Source organism: Bifidobacterium sp. SO4 (assembly GCF_018555355.1).
Lineage (GTDB): Bacteria > Actinomycetota > Actinomycetes > Actinomycetales > Bifidobacteriaceae > Bifidobacterium > Bifidobacterium miconisargentati.
Genome location: NZ_JAFEJP010000016.1, coordinates 26,365 through 40,746, shown reverse-complemented (window position 1 = coordinate 40,746; position 14,382 = coordinate 26,365). Strand labels below are relative to the sequence as shown.

Annotated in this window: 13 protein-coding genes and 1 tRNA gene; 9 read left to right on the top strand and 5 right to left on the bottom strand. The window is 59.5% G+C overall.

The window, feature by feature from the left end:
- Positions 1–71: 71 nt before the first annotated feature.
- From JS536_RS09995 to JS536_RS09980, 4 genes are all read right to left on the bottom strand, one after another.
- Positions 72–776 carry a hypothetical protein gene (locus JS536_RS09995; protein ID WP_214356802.1) on the bottom strand — a complete coding sequence of 235 codons (705 nt, stop codon included), beginning with the start codon at positions 774–776 and terminating at the stop codon, positions 72–74.
- Positions 777–921: 145 nt separating this feature from the next.
- Positions 922–1,500, bottom strand: coding sequence for a manganese efflux pump MntP family protein (locus JS536_RS09990; RefSeq protein ID WP_109057824.1), 579 nt, complete (start codon positions 1,498–1,500; stop codon positions 922–924).
- Between the two features lie 331 nt (positions 1,501–1,831).
- A complete protein-coding gene (locus tag JS536_RS09985; RefSeq protein ID WP_109057823.1) occupies positions 1,832–2,326 on the bottom strand; it encodes an inorganic diphosphatase in 495 nt (164 codons plus the stop codon).
- 168 nt (positions 2,327–2,494) lie between these two features.
- Entirely contained in the window at positions 2,495–4,738 is a 2,244-nt protein-coding gene (locus tag JS536_RS09980; RefSeq protein WP_214356801.1) for an alpha-1,4-glucan--maltose-1-phosphate maltosyltransferase, read from the bottom strand.
- A 238-nt stretch (positions 4,739–4,976) separates the two neighbouring features.
- Here JS536_RS09980 and JS536_RS09975 point away from each other — a divergent pair, with 238 nt between their 5' ends.
- The 3 genes from JS536_RS09975 to JS536_RS09965 all read left to right on the top strand — a co-directional run bounded on the left by JS536_RS09975 (position 4,977) and on the right by JS536_RS09965 (position 7,918).
- Entirely contained in the window at positions 4,977–6,920 is a 1,944-nt protein-coding gene (locus tag JS536_RS09975) for a cell surface protein (RefSeq protein WP_214356800.1), read from the top strand.
- A 451-nt stretch (positions 6,921–7,371) separates the two neighbouring features.
- Positions 7,372–7,644 (top strand): BrnT family toxin, encoded by a 273-nt coding sequence (locus JS536_RS09970; protein WP_214356799.1) that lies wholly within the window; start codon positions 7,372–7,374, stop codon positions 7,642–7,644.
- A 40-nt stretch (positions 7,645–7,684) separates the two neighbouring features.
- The gene (locus JS536_RS09965) at positions 7,685–7,918 is read left to right on the top strand and encodes an antitoxin (RefSeq protein WP_170115054.1); all 234 of its coding nucleotides are present in this window, start codon (positions 7,685–7,687) and stop codon (positions 7,916–7,918) included.
- Between the two features lie 52 nt (positions 7,919–7,970).
- Here the strand turns inward: JS536_RS09965 and JS536_RS09960 are convergent.
- Positions 7,971–8,047, bottom strand: a tRNA-Met gene (locus JS536_RS09960).
- A 474-nt stretch (positions 8,048–8,521) separates the two neighbouring features.
- Here JS536_RS09960 and metA point away from each other — a divergent pair.
- From metA to atpA, 6 genes are all read left to right on the top strand, one after another.
- A complete protein-coding gene (metA, locus tag JS536_RS09955; RefSeq protein WP_214356798.1) occupies positions 8,522–9,562 on the top strand; it encodes a homoserine O-succinyltransferase in 1,041 nt (346 codons plus the stop codon).
- Between the two features lie 466 nt (positions 9,563–10,028).
- Positions 10,029–10,838 (top strand): F0F1 ATP synthase subunit A, encoded by an 810-nt coding sequence (atpB, locus tag JS536_RS09950; protein WP_109057996.1) that lies wholly within the window; start codon positions 10,029–10,031, stop codon positions 10,836–10,838.
- 116 nt (positions 10,839–10,954) lie between these two features.
- Entirely contained in the window at positions 10,955–11,185 is a 231-nt protein-coding gene (atpE, locus tag JS536_RS09945) for an ATP synthase F0 subunit C (RefSeq protein WP_109057995.1), read from the top strand.
- An 89-nt stretch (positions 11,186–11,274) separates the two neighbouring features.
- A complete protein-coding gene (locus JS536_RS09940; RefSeq protein WP_109057994.1) occupies positions 11,275–11,796 on the top strand; it encodes a F0F1 ATP synthase subunit B in 522 nt (173 codons plus the stop codon).
- Positions 11,797–11,842: 46 nt separating this feature from the next.
- On the top strand, positions 11,843–12,673 hold the full coding sequence (locus JS536_RS09935) for a F0F1 ATP synthase subunit delta (RefSeq protein WP_214356797.1): 831 nt from the start codon (positions 11,843–11,845) through the stop codon (positions 12,671–12,673).
- 80 nt (positions 12,674–12,753) lie between these two features.
- Entirely contained in the window at positions 12,754–14,382 is a 1,629-nt protein-coding gene (gene atpA, locus JS536_RS09930) for a F0F1 ATP synthase subunit alpha (protein ID WP_109057992.1), read from the top strand.

The following is a 14,382-nucleotide window of genomic DNA, read 5'->3' as shown; positions in this document are numbered from 1 at the left end:
GCGACTCACAGACGGGGCACGGTGCCAGGTATTGGAATGATTATCGAATGATTCCGGGGGCAGAGCCGGCTTCAGGCTCCCAGACGGGACAGGATCAGCGTCGCGGCGGCGATGGTCACGCCCATCAGCATCACCGGCAGCAGACCGGTGCCGATCCACGGGTGACGGATCGCCGGATCCGGGTCGGCGTCACGCACCCACAGCGTGGATGCGACGGCCAGGGCGAGCGCCAGAATCACCAGCACGATGACGGTCACGGTACCGGCGGTGGTGCCCTTGAGCAGCATGGAACCCAGCGCCGGCAGGAAGCACCAGCCGGCCACCGCGATGGCGGCCACGCCGGAGGTCACGGCATGGGAGAGCGAACGGATGAGGTGCGAACGGTTCTCGCGGGCCATTTGGCGGCCGAAGGAGAAGATCACCAGTACCACCAGCAGCAGGCCGGCGGCCAGCGCCCATGAATACCACGGGTAGGCCTCGCCGCTTTTGGCGATCTGCTCGGGCGGGACGTCGCCGGACGGGAACGGCACCGCCACGAAGATCAGCGAGGCCACGCCGAACGCGATGGTGACCGCACGATCCAGCGTGGAGCCGTGGAACGGCCAGAACAGCACGAACTCGCCCAGCACCAGCGCCGCGATGATCAGCGGAATGGCCGGGAACATGCCGCGGGTGGGGATGGCCGTGGCGGCGATGAGCAGCACATAGGCCGTGAACTGGGTCAGCAACATGCCCAAAGCCTTGTTCTTCCAATTCGGCTGGGTGATTTCGCTCATGTTGAAGCCTCTCGGTAGGAAAACGTCTCATAATATCCTACGTCGTGCGCAGGAAAGCGGACGATTGCGGGCTTTTGCATACGGGCTTGCGCTTTCGGGAACTGGTGCTTGCCTGGCTTCGATTGCGCAGTGATTGCAGCAGCGGCTACAGCGCTAGGATGCCGAGATGCTCCAGCAGCACCTTGAGGCCGATGAGGATCAGCACCACGCCGCCCGCGATCTGCGCAGGCTTCTGCCAGCGGGAGCCGAACACGCGGCCGATGTAGAGGCCCGCGGCGGAGAACAGGCCGGTGATCACACCGATCGTGGTCACGGCGAAGATGATGTTGGTCTTCATGAACGCCAGGCTCACGCCCACGGCGAAGGCGTCGATGCTGCATGCCACGGCCAGCGGGAGCATGTGCTTCCAGTCGAACTGGGCGGTTTCCTTGGCGTTCTCCTCGTCCTCCTCGAACGCCTCGTGCACCATGTTGCCGCCGATGAACACGAGCAAGCCGAAGATGATCCAATGATCGAACGCGGTGACGTATGAGCTGAACGTCGAGGCTGCGAAATAGCCAAGAATCGGGAACAGCGCCTGGAATCCGCCGAACCAGAGCGCGGTTTTGATGGCATCCTGCACGCGGACCCGCGTGACGGTCAGTCCCTTTCCGATGGAAACGGCAAACGCATCCATAGCCACGGAAACGGAAATCAACAAGGTTTGAATGATGATCGAAATCATGAATATGAAGAAGGTTCATCGCCGGGCATCCGCGCGATGGGCCTCGACCAGCGTTCCCACACGCTGCCTACGCCTAGTTGAAAAGACAAGAAGGCATTATACACGAAAGGACCAAACAAATATGGCTTCCCTCGTGTGAGGGAAGCCATGAAGTCAGAACGTCAGAGCGTCACTTCTGGGAATCGGCGAGACGCTGACGAGCCTCGACAATCTCCTTCTCTGCAACGGTCCCGCGATTACGGACAGCCTTCGGCTGGCTCAATGTTGGCTCAGCCGCTGCCGCGTCTTCGCACGTCGCCGCGGACAGTCCACCGGACTGTCCTGTCGGAAATCACTTCGCGCTGTTCGCGAGACGCTCACGCGCTTCGACGATTTCCTTCTCGGCGACGTCCGCACCGGTCCAGTAATCGCCGGGCTTGACTTCCTTGCCGGGCTCCAGGGCCTTGTACTGCTCGAAGAAGTGCTTGATCTCGGCGAGGTGGTACTCATTGACGTCCTTGACGTCCTTGATGCCGTCGTAACGGACATCGGCCGGCACACACAGCACCTTGTCGTCGCCGCCCTCTTCGTCCTCCATGTGGTACAGACCCACAGCGCGGCACTCGATGACGCAGCCCGGGAACACGGAGTTGTTGACCATCACTAGGGCGTCCAGCGGATCGCCGTCCTCGCCCAGGGTGCCCTCGATGTAGCCGTAGTCATCCGGGTAGCCCATGGCGGTGAACAGCTCGCGGTCCAGGAAGACGCGGCCGGTCTCCTGGTCGACTTCGTACTTGTTCTTGGAACCGCGCGGGATCTCGACCACGACGTTGAAGGTTTCTGCCATTGTTTTCTCCTTAGGGAATCGGCAAACTATTCGTTACACACACTACTACCTCGGGCGGCGCGCAGTCACGCTGCGTCGCGGTCCGAGAACGGAAAAGCGGGAACCGGACATCTCCGACTCCCGCTTTCCTATGGACTGATCAGTCGATCGCTGCACAGTCCTGCGCGATCACTGCACGGACAGGATGTGCGCCACGTCGGCCCACGGGGCGAGCGAGACGTAGTTGTCCCAGCCCCACTGGAACTCGCGGCCGGTCAGCTCGTCGCGCACGTTGAGCGGGCGGTCGGTGGGCAGGCCCAGCTCGTCAAGCTCGATGTGCACGGTGGACTGGTGCGCGTTGTGGCCGTCCAGGTTCACCACCACGATCAGCGTGTCCGCCTGGCCTGTGCCGGTCAGTTCGGCCGGCGTGTGGCGGGCGAACGCCAGGATGTTCGGGTCGGAGGTGGGCAGCACGGTGAGGTTGTGGTAGCTCAGCGCGGCCGGGTGCTCGCGGCGGATCTTGTTGAGCGTGGTGAGCATCTTGGCCACGCCGTACTTCTCGGCCTTGGACCAGTCGCGGACCTTGACCTCGTACTTCTCGTTGTCGATCTGCTCTTCGAAGCCCGGACGCTGCTTGTTCTCGATGAGCTCGAAGCCGTTGTAGATGCCCCAGCTCGGAGAGCCCATGGCGGCCAGCACCGCGCGTACGCAGTGGCCGGCGATGCCGTTGTCGCGCACGTAGGCGGTGAGGATGTCCGGCGTGGTGGGCCAGAAGGTGTTGTGCTGGTAGTAGCCGTCGTCGCCGTTGGTGATCGGCAGGTACTCGGCCAGCTCCTCCTTGGTGTTGCGCCACGGGAAGTAGCAGTGGGACTGTGTGAAGCCCACATAGCTCAGCGCGCGCATCATGCCCGGACGGGTGAACGCCTCGGCCAGGAACAGGATCTCCGGATGCTTCTTGGTCACCGCGGCGATCACGTCCTGCCAGAAGCGGACCGGCTTGGTGTGCGGGTTGTCGATGCGGAAGATGGTCACGCCAGCCTCGATCCAGAGGTTGAGGACGCGCTCCACTTCCTTCTCGATGCCGGGCATGTCCGCGTTGAAGTCGATCGGGTAGATGTCCTGGTACTTCTTCGGCGGGTTCTCGGCGAAGGCGATGGTGCCGTCCGGCTTGTGGCGGAACCAGTTCGGGTGCTGCTTGACCCACGGGTGGTCGGGCGAGCACTGCAGCGCGAAGTCGAGCGCGATCTCCAGACCGAGCTCATGGGCGCGCTGGCACAGGGCCTTGAAGTCGTCCATGGTGCCCAGCAGCGGATCGACGGTGTCGTGGCCGCCGAGCTCGGAGCCGATGCCGAACGGGGAGCCCGGATCGTTCGGGCCGGCGATCAGCGAATTGTTGCGGCCCTTGCGGTTGGTCACGCCGATGGGGAAGATCGGCGGCAGGTAGACGATGTCGAAGCCTTCGGCCTTGGCGCGTTCCAGGCCTGCGATGGAGGTCTTCAGAGTGCCCTGCGTGATCTTGCCGGTCTCCGGGTCCACGGTGGCGCCTTCGGAGCGCGGGAAGAACTGGTACCAGGCGGCGAAGCTGGACTTCGGGCGCTCCACTTTGAAGCGCTGCGGCTGGCTGGGGGAGAGGCCGTCGCGCAGCGGATGGGTCTCGTGCAGGGCCTTGACGGCCGGGTCGGTGGCCGCGGCCAGACGATCCTCAGGCGCGAGCTCCTTGTTCGCCATGGTCTCGGCGGCCTGCTCAATCACCTTGCGGTCTTTGGCGGACAGGCCTGCGTCCTTGGTCAGGGCCCAGCGGGCGAGCAGCTCGGCGCCGGAATCCAGCGCGTTCTCCACATCGTCCTTGACCTTCACCTTGATGGTGGCGTCGTGCAGCCAAGAGGTGTACGTGTCCTCCCAGCCCTCGACGGTCACGGTCCAGATGCCCAGCTGGCGCTTGACGGCAGCGTAGCCTTCGTCCCACGGCTTGAGATCGCTGTGTTCGCCGCACTTGAGCGTGACCTCCCAACGGTCCAGGCCGGGGTTCGTGCAGGTCATCGGGAGGCGCAGGGTCTCCTTGCCGCGCGGATTGCGCACAACGGCGGTGGCGCCCACCTTGGTGCGGCCTTCGATGAAGACCTGGGCGGTCACCTTGAAGGGTTCGCCGATCTCCACGCGGGCCGGATAGATGCCGCGTTCCTCGGCGGGAGTGATGTCCATGACGTTGATGCGGCCGAACTGGCCGGGCTCGCTGGCATCGATGACGGGAGCGGGGGCTTCGCCCACCAGCCCGTTGAGGGCCTGGTTCATGCGGCGGGTTTCGGGGTCAACCCGTTTGCGGCGGGTCGTGGTCTTCTTGGCGGCAGAAGTCGCCTTTGACTTCGAGGCCTTGGAGTCTGGGTTACTACTTGTATTGCGCTCTGCGCTTTGTTGTACTGCCATACTGCCCATTCTAAGGGGGTACGTGCATTTCGTGGTATTTCTTGTGCATTGTGGATAACTTTCGTGTAAACGTTCGATAAACAGTGTGATGTGGATAACTTTGCCGGCCGGTTATCCACAACTTCCCGGCTGTTGGGGAGCCGGGGCCACATCGGTTGGAAATGTTGGGATTGTGTGTGCGAAACTGCCATGCTCGACCTAGCCGCACGTAAGGAAGCGCGCGGCCCTTACGGAAAGGATCCGAGAGATGGCAACACAATGGCGGCGCAAGAGCATGGCCGCACTAACAATGCTCCTAGCCCTAACCCTGATGCTTGGGATTGTGGCAGCTGTTTCCGCTTATGCGGATGAGGAAATCACTCTCACTCCTTCTACTGAAGAAACTCGAATCAAATTTAAGTACGACGATAAGTGGTTTTATCAAGGATTGGTCGGAACGGATAATCAAGGGCGGCATTATTACTGTATCGAAGCCGGAAAGATGACAGATCGAGCTATTGGTTCAACGACATTTGTTCAGAACACTGTAGAAGCTCGACGTATGGCTTGGATTCTTTCAAAATATCATGATGTAGATGCTGAAACGCATGCAGCAATTTCCGTTATAGTTCAAGATAACTTTGGAAAGATGGAAGATGCATGGAATGGGCACAGGGCGGCGCTCAAAGAACAGCATCCTAATGTTATTGATTTAGCAGAAAAACTTTGGAATGAATCGGCTGATAAGGTGCCGGCGAAAGCTCAAGTTATTCGAACAGAAACGGAATCGCCTCATTCGGGTGCGGTCGAGGTTGCCGTGATGGATTCTTTAGGCAACCCGATTGCCGGGGTGAAGTACACAGTAACGTTGAAGGGGCCTGCTCATTTTGTCGGGAATGGAGATAATACATTCTCTGGTATCTCTGAAGAGACAGCTGAATCCTTGTCGTGGGAATCTGACGGGGAAGGCGAAGTAACGGCAGAGGTTTCTTATGATTGTGAGCAACTGATTGAGGCTGATAGTGCTCAAGATATGGTGGCTTTGGCCAATTCGATTACGCAGGATGGGGTTTCGGCTACGTTCGAAGTTGGCCGGTCTATTTTTCAGCCATCGGTTTCAACGCGAGTAACGGATAAAATCATTGAAAAGGGAGATTCCGTATCTGATGAGGTGACTAGCAAGCTCGAATCCGGTCAATGGGATACCGGAATGAAGGTATTGGCTTCTGGATATTACTTTGATGGCATTGATGCCGATGATTTAGGTAAGACCATAACTCCAATGGAGTATGAGACTACGGCGGAATTCTTGGAAAGACTTGCTTCGGATGGACACAAGCCAGTTGCGTACGGTAGAGCCTCCTTTGAACATCCGGAGCAGACTATTCAGGTGCGAGCTGTGACCGAGATTGACGGGGAGAAAGAATATTTGGCGAAGCAGAATAGCGATTTTGGTACTTGGGTTTGGGCCTTTGAGCGTGCCGTCCAGGATGATAATGTGAAAAAATATATGGAAGGTGATTGGACGAGCAGCTTCCTTGAACCGTCAGAGACGAATCTAACCCGTCGTTCAATTGAAGTCTCTTCGCAAGTTACGGAGCAACTTGTAGAAATTGGTTCGGATTTAAGTGACACAATTACCGTGTCGGGATTTCCGGAAAAGCATGGTTCGTTTGCAGGAAACGAGAAATATGAATTCGACGCAGATCTACCGTATGCCCAAGTAAGTGTTTGGTGGTCCGGAGATGCTGATGATTCTTCCAATCATGATGCATATGAACCTTCTACCGAGAAGGTGCCGGACAAAGAAGACGCCAATCATAAGTTGGTCGCTCAATGGAATGTACCGGCAGAGAACGGCACTTACAAAGTAGGTGCTGGGCAAAAAGATGCTGAAGGAAAGGCCATTACTATAACTGCGGAGCGAAGCGGATGGTATGTCTTTGTATGGTCGTTCGATGGTGACGATCGGGCAGCGCTGGTCTCCAGCCGATATGATGACGCCCAAGAGCGTACGTATGCAACCGAGCTAGAGCTGGAACTTCGGGAAGAGCCAGAGCCTGAAGAGGAGCTTAAACAGCCAGAAGTGACAACCACTTCAAAGCAGCTTGGTAAGACGGGATCTGCGGTTTTGTTGTTGTCGGGGATTGGGGTTTCGGTGCTTTCGGTGGGCATTATGATGCTTGCCGCGATTAAGCGACGGAGCTTGTAAGCGGTTCTGATGTGTTGAAACGAAAGGCCAGGTAATTCCTTGTGAATGTCTGGCCTTTTCAATGACTATCCGTGTTGTTCTATGGTGCTTCTGCAACTGCATAGATGGATGTCCGATATGTGGAGTTCCGTCTATCGGCATGTGGATGGAGTGTGGGACGATGCGTGAAAAACCAGCCATTTTGCGTGTTGTCCCGTGAGAGTGCTGGACAGCGCATGAGTCGAACGTTTTCACAGGTTGTTGTGCCCGCGAGGCCTGGCTTCAAAACGTTGGAAATAAGCCATTTTCCTGTTTTGGACAGCTCGCGGCGGCGGGAGCGGTGCGGGACGATGGGCGAATAACGGTTGTACTAGAGCGTTGTCCCGCATCAGAAATACATAGATGTGTTTCTGATGTCTATGTGATGTTGTTTAGACGGTAATTTGACGTATACTGTAGACAAGGATATTCGATGGAATTCGAGTATGACCCAGATAAGAGCAGACGCAACCTAGCTAAGCACGGAATCGATTTCGATACTGCGCAGCAGCTGTGGGATGATGCGAAAACCGTTACTGTCGTTGCGGCCAATCCAGGCAATGATGATGTTCGGTATTTGGTTTTCGGCATGATCGGGGACAAGCATTGGACGGCTATCACTACGAGGCGCGGCAAGAGAATTCGAATTATCTCGGTTCGGCGTTCGCGGAAGAACGAGGAGGACTTCTATGAGCAAAGTGAATGAGTCCGGCAAAGGCGCGATTGCCGGTGAACAGTTGGATGAGATGTTTGACAATGGGGAAGATGTCCTCGACTACTTTGACATGGATCACGCAGTCGTAGAACACCATCCGCCATTGGAGAAGCGCGTTACCTTCACTATGCCGGCGTGGATGGTGAGTGAGCTGGACAAAGAGGCGAGTGAATTGGCGATTAGCCGTAATGCCGTGGTGAATACGTGGATAGCAGAGCGGCTTCGTCGTGACCGTCGGCGGGTGGACTCTACGAGCGAAGCCTGAGGCAGTCGGAAACGGAAAAAGGTTGGAATCCGATTGGATTCCAACCTTTTGTTGGTAGCGGGGCATGGATTTGAACCATGGACCTCTGGGTTATGAGCCCAGCGAGCTACCGAGCTGCTCCACCCCGCGTCGGCTTGTCTTTTCGACAGCTTTATCTACTTTACTGATGCGTCGGAAAAAGTCAATGTGTGGTGTGTCTTCGGCGTGTCGCGTTTTTTATATTTACGGAACGCGGGCGCGAGAGTGGCGGGGCGCAGGGGATATTCGGACGCTCAAATGCGCGAGTCTTGGGTGAGACGTACTTTCGCGCGAAAGTACGGAGGAAGTGTGGCGTGTGCAGGGTGCGTGGGCGGGGCGAGGCGTGTGGGGCGTCCGGATCTCATACGAAAGGACAAGGTGGTCGGGACGTAAGGGCTCGAGGTTCGTAGGCGGGGATTATGTGAGGGGCGGGGGATTAGGCGAGGGATTGGGTGGGACGCCGCTCGCCCCGGCGAATGCGGCCGACCTCTCGAATAACGCGCCATAAACGGAATCTATGGCGCATCGGGCCGGCTTCGGGTGAACCTGCATGCGACATATCCGGCGGAAGGACATAATGGGAGCATGCCTATCAAGATCCCCAGTGGCCTGCCGGCCCGTGACATCCTCGACTCGGAGCGTATCTTCGCGCTTGAGAAGCCCGAGGCGGAGCGTCAGCGCGTCCGCCCGCTCAAACTGGTGATCCTGAATCTCATGCCCAAGAAGATCGAGACCGAGACCCAGCTGCTGCGTCTCATTTCGAAGAGCCCGTTGCAGGTGGAAGTGGACTTCATGAAGACCTCCACCCACGAGGCCACGCACGTCTCCGCCGATCATCTGGTCAAGTTCTACGAAACGCTCGACGCCTTCCGCGACAACTACTACGACGGCTTCGTGGTGACCGGCGCCCCCGTGGAGCACATGCCGTTCGAGGAGGTGGACTACTGGGAGGAGTTCAAGACCATCCTTGACTGGGCCTCCACCCACGTGTTCTCCACCATGTATCTGTGCTGGGGTGCCATGGGTGCACTCTATTACCGTTACGGTGTGCGCAAGGTGGACTACCCGCAGAAGATCTTCGGCGTCTTCCCCCAGTACCTGCAGGACGAATACTGCTTCCTGACCAATGGCTTCGACGAGATCGCGCTCCAGCCGCATTCCCGCCTCGCCGGCGTGAACGAGGCCGATCTGGCCCTGAAGAAGCAGGAACTTCAGGTGCTGACCTGGGGTCCTCAGTCCGGCCCCGGTCTGGTGGCCACGCGCGACTTCTCCGAGGTGTTCGCCCTAGGGCATTGGGAGTACGGCAAGTACACGCTCGCGGAAGAATATGAGCGCGACATGAAGAAGGGCATGACCAACGTGCCGTTCCCGCAGAACTATTTCCCGCACGACGACCCGTCCCTGGAACCGCTGTTCAGCTGGCGCGCGCATGGCAACCTGCTGTGGCGCAACTGGCTGAACTGGGTGTATCAGACCACGCCATACGACCTGACCGAGGTGCCGCAGCTCAGGGCCGAGAAGAAGCTGGGCACGGATCGGTCGATTCGTCATCTGCCCGGCGGCCCGCGTAAGGACAACTTCGCGCCGTTCATGCATGACGGGTATGGGGTGATTCAGGGGAAGTAGCGCTCCCTTCGGCCGATGTCGGTTTGACGGAGCCTTGTTTTTTGCGCTTTGCCGGAATTTGCCGCGTCGCGGTCGAGGGTGTCCACGAATCGGACAGGAAAAATGTTGGTTCGTCGGTTCGAAATTGACCGCAACGCGGACACTGACATGTCCATTATGCGGACTGTCGAATGAGCGAAACCCGGCACCTCGCGCGCAACCGTCTAATACGGAATCGAAAGATAACAAAACCATAAATCCCTTACGGCAGTAGGGCTCAGGCCGGACACGCCCGGTGGGCGTTGACTTTGTCCCAACGCAGGCCAATAATCACCTTTCAGTCATTCGGAGTCGAATGCCCAGCGTCGACTCCAGTCCACGCATGGCATACCCCGGAGTGGAATGGCGAAAGTAACCGCAACGTCACATTCGGCCATTCCGCTGGTCTAAACTGACACCTGACATTGAAGAAGCAGGAGGCGTGAGAATGAACGATGCCCTTTTCAGCGGGCTTGCTTTGGCCGCGGATGGTCCGGAATTCCCGACCACCGACGACTTCCTTCTTCCCCAGATCATCTTCCCCGGCACGCCGTTCGCCATGGACCGCATCATCATGGTGCGCGTCATCGCCACGGCGATCATGCTGGTGGTCCTGGGCGTCTCGGCCGCACGTGCGAAGCTGATTCCCGGTCGTTGGCAGGGTGCCATCGAATGGGTCATCGAGTTTGTGCGTGACCAGATCGTCTATCAGGTGATGGGCAAGGAGCGTGGCCAGCGTTATCTGCCGATGATTACCACCATGTTCTTCACCATTCTGGTGTTCAACCTGTGCGGCATCATCCCCGGCTTCAACATCGCAGCCACCGCCACGATCACCATGCCGCTGGTTTTCGCCGGCTGGTGCTTCGTGCAGTACTGGATCGCCGGCGCACGAGAGAAGGGCCTCGGCCACTTCCTCAAGGACGAGCTCTTCCCCAAGGGCGTTCCGGCTCCCATCTACATCCTGCTGACCCCGATTCAGCTGCTCGAGCTGCTGGTGATCCGCCCGGTCTCCCTGACGCTGCGACTCTTCGCCAACATGGTGGCCGGCCACATCACCGTGGCCGTGTGCCTCGCCGCGACCCAGTGGTTCCTCATCGAAATCCCGAACAAGCTGTGGTCCATCCTCGGCGTGGGCACCTTCGCCGCCGGCCTGGCCATGACCCTGTTCGAGATCCTGGTCGCCGCCCTGCAAGCCTTCATCTTCGCCATGCTGACCACCGCATACATCAACATGAGCTACCCGGAGGCCGAGTGACCGCAACCGCTTGAGCACGCGCCCGAACACCGGGCCGCTCGCGGAACGCATCGCTCCAAACCACAAGATTTTCAATATTTCCTTCGTATAGAAGAAAAACCAGAAAGGAAAAACCCATGGATATCATCACCCTCGCTGAGGTCGCTGGTAATCTCAACGCAATCGGCTACGGCCTGGCCGCCATCGGCCCTGGCATCGGTCTGGGCATCCTGATCGGCAAGACCATCGAAGGCACCGCTCGTCAGCCTGAGCTCGGCGGCCGTCTGCAGACCCTGATGTTCCTGGGTCTGGCATTCGTCGAGATTCTGGCCCTCCTCGGTCTGGTCGCCGGCTTCATCTTCCGTTGATCGTTGCCGTTGCGCCGCACCCGTACGGCGTGATGGTGCAACGGAATCGTGAATGACAACGGAAACGAAGCAATGAAAGGAGAACGACAATGACTTTCGCGGAGCAAGACGGAATCAATCTGTTCATCCCCAAGGTCTACGACATCGTATGGTCGCTGATCATCCTGCTGATCATCGCGGTGTTCTTCTACAAGTTCTTCATGCCGAAGTTCCAGGCCGTGTTCGATGAGCGTGCCGCCAAGATCGAAGGCGGCATTGCCAAGGCCGAGCAGGCTCAGAAGGACGCCGCCGAGGCGAAGGCCAAGTACGAGGCCCAGCTGAGCACCGCCCGCGTGGAGGCCGCCAAGATCCGCGACGACGCCCGCGCCGAGGCATCCCACATCGTGGCCGATGCCCGTGCCCGCGCCGAAGCCGATGCGGCCCAGATCACCGCCAACGCCCAGCGTTCGCTGAAGTCCCAGCAGCAGCAGGCCATGGTCTCGCTCAAGGGCGAGGTCGGCGCGCTTGCCACCGCCCTGGCCGGCAAGATCCTCGGCGCCAAGCTGCAGGACAGCGATGTGCAGTCCTCGATGATCGACTCGCTGCTCGACGACCTGGACGCCAAGAAGTGACTGTGAACATCGTCAGGAACATCCGTAACCAGAAAGGGAGGTGACCATGCGAGGAGAGGCATCTCGTATTGCAGACCGCGAGTCGCGTGACTCGCTCGCCCCGAAGCTGCGTGACACCCGTGAGGATGCATGGCGGATCGGCAACGAACTGTTCAAGATCACCGGTGTGCTCGACCGCAACCTTCCGCTGGAACGAGCGCTGACCGACCCCTCCAGGCCGGTGGCCGACAAGATCGCGGTGCTCAAGGAGCTGTTCAAGGGCGCGGAGCATCCGATGACCCTGGAGATCATGACCGATCTGGTCTCCCGTCGTTGGAGCCGTGCGCGAGACATCGCCAACGCGGTGGAGGACTTCGGTGTGGACGCCATGATGTACTACGCCGACGCCACCGACGCCACGCTGCAGGTGTCCATCGAGCTGTCCCAGCTGCACTCCGCGCTGCTGACGCTGCCGGTCGTGCGTGCCAAGCTGTACGACGACCAGGCCACCAGCGAATCCCGCGTGAAGCTGTTCCGTGAGATCTTCGACGGCAAGGGCCTGAACAAGATCACCATGCGCCTGGCCGAACACGCCACCTGCAACCTGCGTCGCCGCCGCTACCTGGAGACCATCCAGTGGCTCATCAACAAGTTCTCCCGCCACATGGGCGAGTCCATGGTCACCGTGACCACCGCGACCCCGCTCAAGAAGGAGCAGATCGAGCGACTGACCAAGGTCTACTCGGCCAAGGCCGGACGCCCGGTGCACATCAACTCCGTGGTGGATCCGAGGGTCCTGGGCGGCATGCGCATCCAGATCGGCGACGAGGTCACGGACAACACCGTGGTCGCACAGCTGCAGAACCTGCACCGCACCGTGAAGGCGGACACCAACTGAGCGGACCGGCTTCCGGCCCATCCGCGCAGCGGAACACAAGCAAAGACTTGACTGAACAATAACCAATAGAAGGAGTGATCATGGCAGAACTGACCATCGATCCCGCCTCGATTCGCAAGGCCTTGGACGACTTCGTCTCGTCCTACCAGCCGAGCGACACCCCCACCCAGGAAGTGGGATATGTCGCCACGGCAGGCGATGGCATTGCCCACGTGACGGGATTGCCTGGTTGCATGGCCAATGAGCTGCTGACGTTCGAAGACGGCACGCTCGGCCTGGCGTTCAACCTTGACGCCCGTGAAATCGGCGTGGTGATTCTCGGCGATTTCGCTGGAATCGAGGAAGGCCAGGAAGTGCGCCGTACCGGCGAAGTGCTCTCCGTGCCCGTCGGCGACGGCTATCTCGGCCGTGTCGTCGACCCGCTGGGCAACCCGATCGACGGCCTCGGCGAGATCAAGAGCGAAGGCCGCCGCATCCTCGAAGCCCAGGCTCCGGACGTGATGCACCGCCACCCGGTCGACGAGCCGCTGTCCACCGGCCTCAAGGCCATCGACGCAATGACGCCGATCGGCCGCGGCCAGCGCCAGCTCATCATCGGCGACCGCCAGACCGGCAAGACCGCCATCGCGATCGATACCATCATCAACCAGAAGGCCAACTGGGAATCCGGCGACCCGAAGAAGCAGGTGCGCTGCATCTACGTGGCCGTGGGTCAGAAGGGCTCCACCATCGCCTCGGTGAAGCAGAGCCTGGAAGATGCCGGCGCCATGGAGTACACCACCATCGTGGCCTCCCCGGCTTCCGATTCCGCCGGCTTCAAGTACATCGCGCCGTACACCGGCTCGGCCATCGGCCAGCACTGGATGTACAACGGCAAGCACGTGCTCATCGTCTTCGACGATCTGTCGAAGCAGGCCGAAGCCTACCGTTCGATCTCCCTGCTGCTTCGCCGTCCGCCGGGGCGTGAGGCCTACCCGGGTGATGTGTTCTACCTGCACTCCCGTCTGCTCGAACGCTGCGCCAAGGTCTCCGATGACCTCGGTGGCGGCTCGATGACGGGTCTGCCGATCGTCGAGACCAAGGCGAACGATGTGTCCGCCTACATCCCGACCAACGTGATCTCCATCACCGACGGCCAGATCTTCCTGCAGTCCGACCTGTTCAACGCCAACCAGCGTCCTGCCGTGGACGTCGGTATCTCCGTCTCCCGAGTCGGTGGCGCCGCACAGACCAAGGCTCTCAAGAAGGTCTCCGGTACGCTGAAGATCTCCCTGGCGCAGTACCGTTCGCTGGAATCCTTCGCCATGTTCGCCTCCGATCTGGATGCGGCATCCAAGGCCCAGCTGACCCGTGGTGCCCACCTGACCGAGCTGTTGAAGCAGCCGCAGTTCCACCCGTACTCGATGGAGCAAGAGGTCGTGTCCGTGTGGACCGGCACCCACGGCAAGCTCGATGACCTCGAGCTGGCCGACGTGCTTCCGTTCGAGCAGGGTCTGCTGGACTACCTCGACCACAACACCGATATCCTCAAGACCATCCGCGAGACCGAGGACTTCACCGCCGACACCGAGGCTGCACTCGGCAAGGCCGTGGACGCCTTCCGTGCCACCTTCGTCACCTCCGCCGGCAAGCCGCTGGTGGAGAAGAAGCCCGACACGTCCAAGGCCGCTCCGGTCGAGCAGGAAAAGATCGTGGCGGGAGAGAAGTAA

Excerpts from the sequence above, each read along its gene's own strand:
- JS536_RS09990 (WP_109057824.1), bottom strand. The coding sequence starts at position 1,500 with ATGATTTCGATCATCATTCAAACCTTGTTGATTTCCGTTTCCGTGGCT.
- atpA (WP_109057992.1), top strand. The coding sequence starts at position 12,754 with ATGGCAGAACTGACCATCGATCCCGCCTCGATTCGCAAGGCCTTGGAC.
- JS536_RS09970 (WP_214356799.1), top strand. The coding sequence starts at position 7,372 with ATGGAATTCGAGTATGACCCAGATAAGAGCAGACGCAACCTAGCTAAG.
- JS536_RS09995 (WP_214356802.1), bottom strand. The coding sequence starts at position 776 with ATGAGCGAAATCACCCAGCCGAATTGGAAGAACAAGGCTTTGGGCATG.
- JS536_RS09985 (WP_109057823.1), bottom strand. The coding sequence starts at position 2,326 with ATGGCAGAAACCTTCAACGTCGTGGTCGAGATCCCGCGCGGTTCCAAG.
- atpE (WP_109057995.1), top strand. The coding sequence starts at position 10,955 with ATGGATATCATCACCCTCGCTGAGGTCGCTGGTAATCTCAACGCAATC.
- JS536_RS09940 (WP_109057994.1), top strand. The coding sequence starts at position 11,275 with ATGACTTTCGCGGAGCAAGACGGAATCAATCTGTTCATCCCCAAGGTC.
- atpB (WP_109057996.1), top strand. The coding sequence starts at position 10,029 with ATGAACGATGCCCTTTTCAGCGGGCTTGCTTTGGCCGCGGATGGTCCG.
- JS536_RS09975 (WP_214356800.1), top strand. The coding sequence starts at position 4,977 with ATGGCAACACAATGGCGGCGCAAGAGCATGGCCGCACTAACAATGCTC.
- JS536_RS09980 (WP_214356801.1), bottom strand. The coding sequence starts at position 4,738 with ATGGGCAGTATGGCAGTACAACAAAGCGCAGAGCGCAATACAAGTAGT.
- JS536_RS09965 (WP_170115054.1), top strand. The coding sequence starts at position 7,685 with ATGTTTGACAATGGGGAAGATGTCCTCGACTACTTTGACATGGATCAC.
- JS536_RS09935 (WP_214356797.1), top strand. The coding sequence starts at position 11,843 with ATGCGAGGAGAGGCATCTCGTATTGCAGACCGCGAGTCGCGTGACTCG.
- metA (WP_214356798.1), top strand. The coding sequence starts at position 8,522 with ATGCCTATCAAGATCCCCAGTGGCCTGCCGGCCCGTGACATCCTCGAC.